This is a genomic window from Tessaracoccus sp. MC1756 (assembly GCF_014164735.1).
Lineage (GTDB): Bacteria > Actinomycetota > Actinomycetes > Propionibacteriales > Propionibacteriaceae > Arachnia.
Genome location: NZ_JACJFZ010000001.1, coordinates 1,039,168 through 1,051,619 on the forward strand (window position 1 = coordinate 1,039,168; position 12,452 = coordinate 1,051,619).

The window sequence follows — 12,452 nt, forward strand, 5'->3', positions numbered from 1 at the left end:
GCCCGACCTCCTGATCCCAGCATGGCATGGGCTGGCGTGAATTTGTCGCCCCAGGATGGTTGCATGGTGCCCATGAGTTTCCGAGTGGTGCCGCCCCGCCATGTCGTCATGCCGGGCCTCACGGCCGAACAGGCGGAGTTGGCGACGCCCACCAACGGCGTGACGGTGGTGCTCGGTGGGCCCGGTTCGGGCAAGACCACCCTGATCGCGGAGGCGGCTGCGGCCAGGGTCGCGGGGGGGTCCACGCTGGAGCGGTTGGTCGTGTTGGCCCACTCCCGTGCCGCGGCGCAGACGCTTCGCCGTGACATCACCCGCAGGCTCGACAGGGCACAGACCGAGGCTCACGTCACCACCATCCACGGCCTGTCCCTCGGCCTGCTGCGCCGGTTCTGGCCCCACGAGGACAGCCCCTGGCGCCTGCTCCGGGCGCCGGAGCAGGAGGCCCGGATTCGCGAACTCCTGGAGGGGATGGGCCCGGAGGCCTGGCCGGACGAGTTCAGGGCCGCGGTCGGCACCCGGGCGTTCGCCCGGCAACTGCGAGAGGTGCTGGCGCGGGCGCGCCAGCTGTCACTCGACGCGGAGTCCATCGCGGCCATGGCCACCGCGGGCGGCGACGAACTGTTCCGGGCGGCCGCCGGTTTCATCGAGGAGTACCTCACCGTCGCAGATTTCGCGGGCACGCTGGATTACGCCGAGCTCGTCTACCGTACGCGGCTGCTGCTCACCGAGCAGTCGGTCGCCGGGGGAGTGCGCGCCGCGTTCGACGCCGTCCTCGTCGACGACGCGCACGAGTCGGACCATGCACAGGTCGGTCTCGTCGGAGACCTCGCGCGGTTGGGCCTGCCGGTGCTGGCGGTGGGGGATCCGCACTCACGGATCGGTGGCTACCGCGGCGCCAGCCCCACCGCAATGGCTGACCTGGCGGCCCTTCCAGGTGCCGGCAGGGCGCAGCTGACGGGCGGCTTCCGGAGCCGGGCCGCGCTGGCGGAGTCGCTGGAGGTCCTGCGGCAACGCCTCGATCAGCGCCTGGCCTCACCGCCCGTCGCGGCCGTGCTCGGCGGCGGCGTGGTCACGGTGTCGGTCTACGACAACGAATCCGCGGAACTGGCGCAGGTCGCCGCGCAGTTGAGGTCCGCGGTGGCGCAGGACGGTCTGTCCTGGGCAGACCTGGTGGTGGTGACCCGGGCCGGTCGCGCGCAACTGAGCGCCGTGGCCAAGGAACTCGTCAGGTTGGGCGTCCCCGTCGATGTCTCCGGTGACGAGATCGCGCTGGCCGAACAACCGGCCGTTTCCGTGTTGCTGCTCGCCCTGCGGATCTGCGCCGACGGTGGCGCTCCGGAGGCGGACGAGACCCGCCTGCTGATGTCTTCGCCGCTCTGCGGCCTCGACGGCGTGGGCCAGCGACGGCTGGGCCGCGCGCTCCTCGCCCGGCACCGGGCTGAGGGCACGTCGGCGGTGCTCCTCAGCAGGTCACTCTCCGAGCCGTCGCTGCTGGAGGGCATCGACCTCCCAGAAGCGGCCCAGGCCGCTGCGTTGGCCGGGTTGCTGGCCGAGGGGACGGCGCTGGCGGAGCGGGGCGCAGAGGTGCAGGAGGTGCTGTGGCACCTGTGGTCGGCAACGGGGTGGCCGGAGCAGCTGCAGGAGCGCGCGCTGCGCGGATCCCGTCGGGCAGACGCGGATCTGGACGCCATGGTCGAGTTGTTCGAACAGGCCTCCCGTGCAGATGACCTGCGCGGTGGCGCCGGTGCCCGCACCTTCATCGCCGAGCTGTCCGGGCAGGAGATCCCGGCAGACACCGGCCGCGAACTCGACATCGGCGGCCGGGGCGTCCGGGTGGTGACGGCGCACCGCACGCGTGGCCTCGAGTGGGAACGCGTCTGGGTGATCGGCGTCCAGGAGGGGCTGTGGCCCCGCCTCACCCGGGCCGGGCTGCTCGTGGACCCGGATCGCCTCGGCCCCGACGGCCTCGCCGCCCCGGGGCAGGCATCACACCTGTCCTCTGAGCGGCAACTGTTCTACGTCGCCTGTAGCCGTGCCCGCGCCGGCCTGCACGTCTCGGCGGTGCAGGGCGTCGACGGCGAGGGCGGGCGCCCCTCCCGGTTCCTCGGTGAGCTCGGAGTGGAGGTCCACCGCGTCAACGGTCGGCCGGGCCAACTCCTGTCCGCTTCAGCCCTGGTGGGCGAACTGCGGCGGGTCATGACGGATGAGACAGCGGCACCGGGCCTCCGGCGCGCCGCGGCGCTGCGGCTCGCGGCCATGGCCACGGTGCAGAACCCCGACGGGGCGTCGGCTTTCCCGGGTGCCTCGCCCGGCACCTGGTGGGGGATGCGCGACACGAGCGGAACCGCGCACGAACACCGTGGCCCCATCCACCTCAACGGGTCCTCGCTGGCGCAGTTGCTCAGTTGCCCGCGCATGTGGTTCCTCTCGCGGCGAGCCCAGGCGGAGCCGTCCCGGCAGTCGCGCGCTTCGGTGGGTGACGTCGTCCACGTCGTGGCCAAGCACGCCGCCACCGAGGGGCTCACCGCCGCACAGATGCATGCCAGGCTGGACGAGGTCTGGGAGAAGATCCCGTTCGAGACCGAGTGGTTGTCGGCCACTGAACGCTCGGAGATCTTTGCTGCCCTTGAGCGCTTCGCGAACTACCAGACCACCAACCCGCACGAGCTCCTGGCCGTCGAGAAGTCGTTCGAAGTGGGGCTGGAGGTGGCGGGGGAACGGGTGGTGCTCCGGGGCACCGTCGACAGGCTCGAGCGCACTGCCGACGGCAGGCTGCGCGTCGTGGACCTCAAGACGGCCAGGAAAGTGCAGCGGTCACCGGAGGTGGTGGACAACCCGCAGCTGGGCATCTATCAGTTGGCGGCCAGCCTCGGCGCCTTCAACGACGTGGCCGGCCGGGGCACCGGCGTCGCGCCGCCCGCTCTGATGTTCCTGCGGGGCGGCGAAACGCTCCCGTCGGTGGTGGAACAGCCATCCATCGACGACGTGCCGGCCATCGAGGGGGAGGAACTCACAGTGGGGCCCACCTGGGTGCACGACAGGATCGCCACCGCCGTGGACATCCTGCGCAGCGGCCGGTTCGAGGCGGCCGAGTGCGCCGCCTGTCGCTATTGCCCCTTCAAGGCTTCGTGCCCGGCACTCGCCGCGCCGGGGAAGGTAGGCCACCGATGACCATCCACCCCATCCGTTCCCGGCTGTTCACAGATCCTCAGCAACTCTGTGACGCGCTGGAGATTCCGTTCTCGGACGAGCAGCTGGCGTGCATCACCGCGCCGCTCGAGCCGGCGGTGATCATCGCCGGCGCAGGCAGTGGGAAGACCACCGTCATGGCCGCGCGGGTGGTCTGGTTGGTGGGCACCGGTCAGGTCCGTCCGGAACAGGTGTTGGGACTCACCTTCACCCGCAAGGCGGCGGCAGAGTTGGCCGGCAGGGTGGCTGATGCGCTTGCGCGCGCCAGGGTGCTGACCGGCGCGGAGGGCGAGGGCGCCGAACTGGTGATGACCTACGATTCCTTCGCCGCCCGCCTGGTGAGCGAGTTCGGTCTGCGCATCGGCATCGACAGGGACCCGGTCATGATCACCGGAGCCAGCCGGTTCCGCCTCGCCACCAGGGTGGTGGCGGATGCGCCGGGGCCGTTCCGGAGCATCAGCCGCCTCAGTCACCACTCCATCCCGGAACGGGTCCTCTCCCTGGACGCCGAGATGGCCTCCCACCTGGTGACCCCCCGCCAGATCCTCGAGCAGTCGGCGCAGAGCGAAAAGGCCTTTCTCGAAGCGCCGCTCTTCCGGGGAAAGGTCATGCGCGACGTGGCGAAGGCGCTGGACGCGACCGAGGAGCGTCGCGAGCTCCTCTCGCTGGTCATGCGCTACCAGGAACTCAAGCGCCGTCTCGGCGTCGTAGAGTTCGCGGACCAGTTGCGCGAATCCGTCCGGCTCGTCACGGAGGTCCCGGATGTGGGCCGCGAACTGCGCCACCGGTTCCGGGTGGTGCTCCTGGACGAGTACCAGGACACGTCCTCCGCACAGGCCGAACTGCTGCGGCGCCTCTTCACCGGGCCGGTGCACTCGGATGCGATGGGCTTCCCCGTCACTGCTGTCGGAGACCCCTACCAGGCCATCTACGGGTGGCGGGGCGCCGCCTCCGGCAACATCCTCGAGTTCTCCTACCAGTTCCGCCGCTCAGACGGTGCCCCCGCCGAACGCCAGACGCTCAGCATCAACCGGCGCAGCGGCCACCGCATCCTGGAGGTGGGCAACTCGCTGGCTTCCGGGCTGCATGCCGCTCCGGGCGAGGATGGTGTGTCGCTCGTGGCTCCCGAGGGGGCGCCGGCCGGAGCGGTGGCAGCAGCCATGTTCGACACCTTCCGCCACGAGGTCGACTGGATGGCGGAGACCGTCATCGCACAGCATGACGACGGCCGGTCCTGGAAGGACCAGGCCGTGTTGGTCAGGCGCAACGCGGCGCTGGCGCCCATCTTCGAGGCGTTGCGTGACCGCGACGTGCCCGTCGAGATCGTCGGCCTCGGTGGGCTGTTGGGCCTCCCCGAAGTGGCCCCCATCGTCGCGACCCTCCGCGTGCTGGACGACGTGACGGCCAACCCGGAGGTCGCCATGCTTCTCACCGGGCCGCGGTGGAACCTCGGGCTGACCGACATGGAGGTGCTGGGGGCGCGGGCACGCGAACTGGCCACGCAATCCGCCGTCGACACCCTGGAGAGCGACGACCTCATCAGGGCCGTCACGCAGGCAGACCCGGGCGAGGTGGTGTGTCTGCTCGACGCAGTGGCGGACCCCGGGGACGCGCCGCTGAGCGCGGAGGGACGCCGGCGGCTCGGCCGCTTCCACCACGAGATCACCACCCTCCGCCGGCATGCCTCCGAGCCGGTGGCAGACCTCGTCACGAGGGTGATCGCCACCCTCGGGTTGGAGGCCGAACTCATCGCTACCGGAGGCGACACCACGCAGGTCGCCAGGTTCGTCGCAGAGGTGGCCAGCTATGTCGACGTCGATGGCGACGGCAGCCTCACCGGTCTGATCGCCTACCTCGATGCCGAATCCGAACACGGTGAAGGCCTCATGCAGGCCGTGCCCAGCGAGGAGGATTCGGTCAAGCTCATGACCGTCCACCGCGCGAAGGGCCTGGAGTGGGACACGGTGTTCCTGCCCAGCCTCGTCGACAAGGTCTTCCCCTCGGAGTCGAGGTCCGGAGTGTGGCCCCAGCGGGCCGACGTGCTGCCCGCGCCGCTGCGCGGCGACGCGGGCTCGATTCCGCAACTGGGGGAGCACACCAAGAAGGGCATCGACGCGTACCGCGACGCACTGAAGGACGAACACCGCCTCTCGGAGGACCGGCTGGCGTACGTCGCCGCCACCCGCGCCAAACGCCTGTTGCTGGCTTCGGCCCACCTCTGGACGCCCGGCAACATCCGTCCCCGGGCAGAGTCCCCGTACTTCACCGTGATCCGCGAACTCTGCGAGGCGGCCGGCACGTACCTCGACAACGCCTCCCGCTCGTCGGATACCAACCCCATCCCGGCAGAGCCGGCCCGGGCCGTCTGGCCCGTCGAACTCGACGAGGCCGGCATCGCGCGGCGCGCGTCGGCCGCTGAGCTCATCACCCGGGCCACCGAACTGGCCGATGCCACCGAACAGGACCAGTTGAGATGGACGTGGGAGTCGGGTGTCATAGCGGACGAGGACGCCGCCACTGTCGCCGCCTGGGACGAGAGCATCAGGCACCTCACCGAACTGGCCCAGCGCCGCGGACACCGCTCGGTGGCGCTGCCGGACGGGCTGTCAGCCACCGCGCTGATCGCCCTGCAGACGGACCAAAGCGCGTTCGCGGCCGGACTGCTGCGGCGCATGCCCCGCAGACCTTCGACGGCCGCCCGCGTGGGCTCCAGGTTCCATGAATGGCTTCAGGAACGCTTCCTACTCCCCGCCTCGCTGGAGGAACTGGAGGCGCAACCCACGGTGGCCACGGGAGAACTCACCAGGCTCATCGAGGCTTTTGAGGCCGGTCAGTTCGCGCACCGGATGCCGATGGGCGTCGAGGTGCCGTTCCTCATGCGCCGCGGCCCGCACGTGCTGCGCGGTCGCATCGACGCTGTCTACGCCTGGCCCCGGGACGGGCTCGAGTACCTCGTCGTGGACTGGAAGACCTCCAACCAGGCAGCAGAGCCCCTACAACTCGCGGTGTACCGGCAGGCCTGGGCGGAGGCCCGTGGAGTGGACCCGGCTGTCGTGGGTGCGGCGTTCTACCATGTGCTGACGGACCAGTTGCGGTTCGTGGAGGCCCCCGTCGGCCTCGTCGACGGGGCGCTGGAGGTTGCTGATTCATGAGCAGGTGGCTGGATCGCTCCCCGCTGGACCGGCTGCCCATCGGGCGCGGTGCAGCTGAGGTGGAGGCCCTGTGGAGGGGCGCCGTGGTCGTCGAGGTGGACGCCGAGGGCGCGATCGCGTCGGAGCAGGGACGCCCGCGCGCCCTCCGGTCGCCGGGGGAGCGGCAGCCTGAAGACATCCTGTTGGGCATCGTCGACGGTGTGGCCTGGTTCGCCCGGGGCGTCGACGCAGTCTCTGGCGAGGCCATGAGTTGGCGTGACACCAATCCGGATTCACTGGACCCGTTGGCCACCGGCGTCGCGCTCGCCCGGTGGCACGCCGGGCAGCCGCCGTGCGAGAACTGTGGTTCGGGCACCAGGCCGGATCAGGCGGGTGCCCGGCGCATCTGCACCGGCTGCGGAGCACTGCAGTTCCCCCGCATCGACCCGTGCGTCATCGTGGCGGTCACAGATCCCGACGACAGGCTGCTGCTGGCCAGGCAGGCGCAGTGGGCGCGCGGACGCATCTCGGTCATCGCAGGGTTCATCGAAGCGGGTGAGTCTGTCGAACAGGCGGTGCACCGCGAGGTGCACGAAGAGGTGGGGGCACGGCTGACGTCCCTGACGTACTTCGGTTCCGAGCCGTGGCCCATGCCTCGTTCATTGATGCTCGGGTTCCAGGCCCGTGCCGAAGATGCGCAGATAACAGTGGACGGCGACGAGATCTCTGAGGGTGCGTATTACACCCGGTCAGATCTCGCCGCCGCCTTGGCTGCGGGTGAGGTGATCCTCCCTGCTGGGGCCTCGCTTGCGCGGGCCCTCATTCAGCGCTGGCTCAGTTCTGGTTGAGCCTGCTGGTTTCGTCCTGGATCCGGGTGGCCACCTCAAGGAGCTTCTCCTTGTGGGCAGCGGCGTGGTGGGCGCAGAAGAGCAACTCACCGCCGGACTGGAGGAATACGCGCAGGTAGGCCTGGGCGCCGCAGCGATCGCAGCGATCGACAGCGGTCAGGGTGGGATCCGTTGCGAGTTCGGTCATCATGGCCTCCTGCCTTATCTTTCTTACCTTCTCATGTATCAACGTACCCGGGGCGCGGAATGTTCCCTGGGCGCCGCGGCCGCGTTTCACTGACACGGTCAGTCGGTGCGCACGGGTAACCTGTCTGGGTGCAGACCCCGAAGACCCCACCGCTGTCCCGTGATTACGAGGCGAAGAACCTTCTCGTCCTCGAAGGGCTCGAGGCCGTGCGCAAGCGGCCTGCCATGTACATTGGCTCGACGGACACCCGCGGCCTCATGCACTGCCTCTGGGAGATCATCGACAACGCCGTGGACGAGGCGCTGGCTGGCTTCGGCGAGGAGATCGAGGTGACCCTGGGCGCCGACGGTTCCGTGAGCGTGCACGACCACGCCCGCGGTGTGCCGGTGGACAAGGAACCCCGCACCGGGCTCAGCGGCGTCGAAGTGGTCTTCACCAAGCTGCATGCCGGCGGCAAGTTCGGCAACTCGTCCTACACGGCCACCGGCGGCCTGCACGGTGTCGGCGCCTCCGTCGTCAACGCCCTGTCGTCGCGCCTGGATGTCCAGGTGGACCGCGACGGCAGCACCTGGGAGATGAGCTTCCGCCGCGGTGTGCCCGGCATCTTCGACGGCGAAGGCCCCGATGCGGACTTCACCCCCAGCAGCGGCATCCGCAAGATCAAGAAGGTGGCCAAGGCCACATCGGGCACCCGGGTGCGGTACTGGCCGGACCGGCAGATCTTCCTCGCAGACGCGGAACTGTCCCTCCGCCACCTTCACGACCGCGCGCGTCAGACGTCCTTCCTGGTGCCCGGCCTCAAGATCGAGGTCACGGATGCGCGCGACGGCGAACCCGCCGTCGAAACGTTCCTGCACGTGGGCGGGATCGCCGAGTTCGCTGATTTCCTGGCGCCTGACGCCGCGCTCACCGAAATCATCCGGCTGGAGGGCAGGGACTCCTTCGTGGAGACCGTGCCCATGCTCGACGCCAGTGGCGCGATGACACCCACCGACGTGGAACGCGACCTCGACGTGAACATCGCGCTGCGCTGGGGCACCGGCTACGACACGGTGCTGAAGTCGTTCGTGAACATCATCGCCACCCCGAAGGGCGGCACCCATGTGCAGGGCTTCGAGCGGGGCCTCACCCGTGCGCTGGTCAAGTCCTACGAGGGCACCCGCGGGCTCCTGAAGGCCGGCGAAGAGGTGGTCAAGGAAGACTGTGTCGAAGGCATGACCGCCGTCGTGACGGTGCGTCTCGCCGAGCCGCAGTTCGAGGGGCAGACCAAGGAGGTGCTGGGCACGCCCGCCGTCAACCGGCTGGTGGCCCGCGTCGTGGAGTCGGAGATGGGCAAGTTCCTCACCGCCCCCAAGACGCGCCAGATGGCCCGCACCCTGCAGGAGAAGGTGGTCTCGGCCGCGCGCACGCGCGTGCAGGCCCGCGCGCACCGGGAGACCCAGCGGCGCAAGAATGCCCTCGAATCCTCAACGTTGCCGCCCAAGCTGAAGGACTGCCGCTCCACCGGAGTTGACAGCACGGAACTGTTCATCGTGGAGGGCGACTCCGCACTGGGCACCGCGAACGTGGCCCGCAATTCGGAGTTTCAGGCGCTGCTGCCCATCCGCGGCAAGATCCTCAACGTGCAGAAGGCCTCCATCGGCGACATGCTCAAGAACGCCGAGTGCGCCTCGATCATCCAGGTGGTCGGCGCCGGTTCCGGCCGCTCCTTCGATGTGGATTCGGCACGCTACGGCAAGGTCATCTTCATGGCGGACGCGGATTCCGACGGCGCCCACATCCGCTGCCTGCTCGCCACGCTCTTCTTCCGCTACATGCGCCCCCTTGTGGAGGCCGGCCGCGTGTTCTCAGCCGTTCCGCCCCTGCACCGGTTCGAGCTGATCAACCCCAAGAAGGGCTACGACAAGTACATCTACACGTATTCGGATGCCGAGTACCAGCGCAAGTCGCTCGAACTCACCAAGCGGGGACAGAAGTTCAAGGAGCCGCAGCGCTACAAGGGCCTGGGCGAAATGGACGCGGACCAGCTGGCAGACACCACGATGAGCCCGAAGCACCGGATGCTGCGCAGGCTCACCGTCGACGATGCAGAAGCGGCCGAGCGTGTCTTCGAAGTCCTCATGGGCAACGACGTGGCCCCCCGTAAGGAGTTCATCATCGAGGGTGCTTACGCGCTCGAAGCGGATCGCATCGACGCCTGACGCTGGTCCCCGCCCGCCGGGCCAGCGTCAATCAGCGACGAGGACGACGGAGAGGTGGCGCGGCCCGTGGACGCCCTCGACCCGGCTCAACTCGATGTCGCTCGTCGCTGAGCCGCCGCTCAACCACGTGACCGGGCGACGCTCGCGGATCGCCGGAGCCAGCCGGGCGATGCCCTCGGGAACGTCGCTGACCACCTGGTACTCGTGCACCACGCAGATGTGGCGGTCCGGGAGCAGTGTCAGGGCGCGGCGGCCCTGACCCTCGCTGTGGTCGAGGGCGATCGTGCCCGAATCCGCCATGCCGACCGCCGCCGTCGTCACCACCGCGTCGATGGCGTTCAGCTCGGCGTGGGTCAACTGCGGGTCGTCGCGGTGCAGCGCGAAGCCGGCATGTCGGAGCGCCGCGACCCACGCCTCGGGGAACCCCGCCGGCACCACGATGCTCTTCGTGTCCAACGCTTCCAGGGCTTCGACGATCATGGCCGCCGCCCCGTCGGGGGCGCAGCGGCGGACCGCGGCCTTGTAGTCCTCGACCTTCTCGACGAAGTCCGCGATCACGTCCTTGGTGCCCAGGGGGCGGCCGTAGGCCCAGTCGACGGGCACGTCGATCATCGGATCCGTCTCGGTGACGTCCTTGGTGGCTCGCCGGATGCGTTGCAGCACCTCTTCACGCGCGCTCATTCTGCGTCTCCTTCGTGTTCGTCCTTCCACCACTGGCGGAAGGTCTGCGTGGGTGGGGCTTCGGCGTCGCGGGCCTGCAGCCAGCGCGAGGCCAGGGGGATGGGCATCGGGCCGAGCCACTTGCCGCGGAAAATGCGGCCAGCGAAGCGGCTACCGAGTTGGACCGACGCCAGGTTCCGGCCGTCCTTCATCACCCAGCCGGCGCCCTTCATCAGCAGTTGCTCACCGGTGGGGTGCTTGGCCGTCTTGTGTTCGACGGCCTTGTGGCGCAGGTGCACCAGGATGTCGGTGAACGGGATCCGCACCGGGCAGACTTCGTTGCAGGCGCCGCACAGCGTCGAGGCGAACGGCAGCGCGCGGGTGTTCGCGTCGTCCATGCCGCGCAGCTGCGGGCCGAGGATGGCGCCGATGGGGCCGGGGTACGGCGACCCGTAGGCGTGGCCGCCCACCCGCTCGTACACGGGGCAGATGTTGAGGCAGGCGGAGCAGCGGATGCAGCGCAGCGCAGCGCGGCCCTCGGGATCGGCCAGGACATCGGTGCGTCCGTTGTCGAGCAGCACCACGTGGAGGTCCTGCGGGCCTTCGCCGGGCGTCACGCCCGTCCACATCGAGGTGTACGGGTTCATGCGCTCGCCGGTGGACGAGCGGGGGAGCAACTTGAGGAACACCTCGAGGTCCTCCAGCGTCGGGAGCACCTTCTCGATGCCGACGACGGAGACCAGCGTCTCGGGGAGGGTCAGGCACATGCGGCCGTTGCCCTCGGATTCGACGATGACGAGCGTGCCGGTGTCGGCCACGATGAAGTTGCCGCCGGAGACCGCCATCTTCGCCCGCAGGAACTTCTCGCGCAGGTGCAGGCGGGCGGCCTCGGCCAGTTCGGACGGGTCGTCGGAGATGGGCTCGGGGGCGGGTCTCCCATAGCGGCCCATCTCCTCCTTGAAGATCTCGCGCACCTCGGAGCGGTTGCGGTGGATGGCGGGCACGAGAATGTGGCTGGGCAGGTCATGGCCCAACTGCACGATGAGTTCGGCCAGGTCGGTCTCCCAGGCGGCGATGCCCTCTGCCTCCAGGTGCTCGTTGAGGTCGATCTCCTGGGTGACCATCGACTTGATCTTGACCACCTCGTCGACGCCCTTGGCCTTGGCGATGTCCGTGACGATGCGGTTGGCGTCAGCTGCGTCACGTGCCCAGTGCACGGTGATGCCGGCTGCTGTCATGGTCTCCTCCGCCTGAAGGAGATAGCGCTCGAGGTGGCGTGCCACGCGGTCCTTGATCTGGGCCGCCGCGGTGCGCAACTCCTCCCATTCGGGCACCTCCGAGGCGCGGACGATGCGCTTGGCCCGGATGGTCGACGTCGCGTGGGTGAGGTTCTTGCGTTGCTCCGCGTTCTGCAGGCTCGCCTTCGCTGCCTGTGGGAACTCGGGGATGCCCAGCCACGAGCCGGGCTCAGGGGTGCGGCGGTTCATCGCGCGTCCTCCTCGGTGGCGGCCAAGACTTCGGCCAGGTGGATGGTCTTGACGCCGGAGCGGCCGCGGTGCAGCACGCCACCGATGTTCATCAGGCACGCGTGGTCACCGGCCACCAGGTACTCGGCGCCGGTGGTGCGCACATGGCGGGCCTTGTCGGAGGCCATGGCGATGGACACGTCAGGGTTCTTGAGAGAGAAGGTGCCGCCGAAGCCGCAGCATTCCTCGGCCTTCGGCAGGTCGATCAGGTCGATGCCGCGCACGTCCCTCAACAGCCTCAGGGGGCGGTCGCCCACCTTGGCGACCCGCACCGAGTGGCAGGTGGGGTGGTAGGTCACGCGGTGCGGGAAGTAGGCGCCCACGTCGGTGACCCCCAGCACGTCGACGATGAACTCGCTCAACTCGTAGGTGCGGGTCGCAGCCGCCGTAGCGTCGCGTTCGAGGCCGGCATCGCCGGCGTGGCGGGCGAGCATCGGGTGCTGCTCCCGCACGGAACCGACGCAGGAACCCGAGGGGGCGACGATGTAGTCGTAGTCCCCGAACGAGCGCACGTAATTGCGCACGGTGGGCACCGCCTCGTCCCAATAACCGGTGTTGGTCATGATCTGCCCGCAGCAGGTCTGGCGCTCCGGGTACGAGACGCGGCAACCGAGGCGCTCGAGGAGTCGCACTGTGGCGATGGGCACCGACGGCTTCATGGTGTCGGTGATGCACGTGGCGAACAACGCGACGTGGGGGCTGGCGTTCAT

At 69.4% G+C, this 12,452-nt stretch carries 8 protein-coding genes; 4 read left to right on the forward strand and 4 right to left on the reverse strand.

The genetic code is table 11. The annotated features are described in order from the left end of the window. The first annotated feature begins 72 nt into the window (after positions 1-72). From H5393_RS04845 to nudC, 3 genes are read left to right on the forward strand one after another with little or no spacing between them, the layout of a single operon-like run. Positions 73-3,171 carry an ATP-dependent DNA helicase gene (locus H5393_RS04845; RefSeq protein WP_182765660.1) on the forward strand — a complete coding sequence of 1,033 codons (3,099 nt, stop codon included), beginning with the start codon at positions 73-75 and terminating at the stop codon, positions 3,169-3,171. Next, complete coding sequence (locus H5393_RS04850; RefSeq protein WP_182765661.1) at positions 3,168-6,341, forward strand: ATP-dependent DNA helicase; 3,174 nt, start codon at positions 3,168-3,170, stop codon at positions 6,339-6,341. The genes H5393_RS04845 and H5393_RS04850 overlap by 4 nt, the downstream gene beginning before the upstream one ends. Beyond that, positions 6,338-7,168, forward strand: coding sequence for an NAD(+) diphosphatase (nudC, locus tag H5393_RS04855; protein ID WP_182765662.1), 831 nt, complete (start codon positions 6,338-6,340; stop codon positions 7,166-7,168). Before H5393_RS04850 ends, nudC begins: the two co-directional genes overlap by 4 nt. On the opposite strand, the gene H5393_RS04860 is transcribed toward nudC, so the two are convergent. After that, a complete protein-coding gene (locus tag H5393_RS04860; protein WP_143570855.1) occupies positions 7,155-7,355 on the reverse strand; it encodes a hypothetical protein in 201 nt (66 codons plus the stop codon). The genes nudC and H5393_RS04860 overlap by 14 nt on opposite strands. A 128-nt stretch (positions 7,356-7,483) precedes the next feature. Here H5393_RS04860 and H5393_RS04865 point away from each other — a divergent pair, with 128 nt between their 5' ends. Continuing rightward, a complete protein-coding gene (locus H5393_RS04865; RefSeq protein WP_182765663.1) occupies positions 7,484-9,556 on the forward strand; it encodes a DNA topoisomerase IV subunit B in 2,073 nt (690 codons plus the stop codon). A 27-nt stretch (positions 9,557-9,583) separates the two neighbouring features. Here H5393_RS04865 and H5393_RS04870 read toward each other — a convergent pair whose 3' ends face one another. From H5393_RS04870 to H5393_RS04880, 3 genes are read right to left on the reverse strand one after another with little or no spacing between them, the layout of a single operon-like run. Further along, positions 9,584-10,237: an LUD domain-containing protein gene (locus H5393_RS04870; RefSeq protein WP_182765664.1), complete on the reverse strand. Its 654-nt coding sequence runs from the start codon at positions 10,235-10,237 to the stop codon at positions 9,584-9,586. Then, positions 10,234-11,703, reverse strand: a complete 1,470-nt coding sequence (locus H5393_RS04875) for a LutB/LldF family L-lactate oxidation iron-sulfur protein (protein WP_182765665.1) — start codon at positions 11,701-11,703, stop codon at positions 10,234-10,236. Before H5393_RS04875 ends, H5393_RS04870 begins: the two co-directional genes overlap by 4 nt. Beyond that, complete coding sequence (locus H5393_RS04880) at positions 11,700-12,452, reverse strand: (Fe-S)-binding protein (protein ID WP_182765666.1); 753 nt, start codon at positions 12,450-12,452, stop codon at positions 11,700-11,702. Before H5393_RS04880 ends, H5393_RS04875 begins: the two co-directional genes overlap by 4 nt.

What these genes read in the sequence shown, in the direction of transcription:
- nudC (WP_182765662.1), top strand. Translation starts at nt 6,338, where the DNA reads ATGAGCAGGTGGCTGGATCGCTCCCCGCTGGACCGGCTGCCCATCGGG.
- H5393_RS04880 (WP_182765666.1), bottom strand. Translation starts at nt 12,452, where the DNA reads ATGAACGCCAGCCCCCACGTCGCGTTGTTCGCCACGTGCATCACCGAC.
- H5393_RS04875 (WP_182765665.1), bottom strand. Translation starts at nt 11,703, where the DNA reads ATGAACCGCCGCACCCCTGAGCCCGGCTCGTGGCTGGGCATCCCCGAG.
- H5393_RS04870 (WP_182765664.1), bottom strand. Translation starts at nt 10,237, where the DNA reads ATGAGCGCGCGTGAAGAGGTGCTGCAACGCATCCGGCGAGCCACCAAG.
- H5393_RS04850 (WP_182765661.1), top strand. Translation starts at nt 3,168, where the DNA reads ATGACCATCCACCCCATCCGTTCCCGGCTGTTCACAGATCCTCAGCAA.
- H5393_RS04860 (WP_143570855.1), bottom strand. Translation starts at nt 7,355, where the DNA reads ATGACCGAACTCGCAACGGATCCCACCCTGACCGCTGTCGATCGCTGC.
- H5393_RS04845 (WP_182765660.1), top strand. Translation starts at nt 73, where the DNA reads ATGAGTTTCCGAGTGGTGCCGCCCCGCCATGTCGTCATGCCGGGCCTC.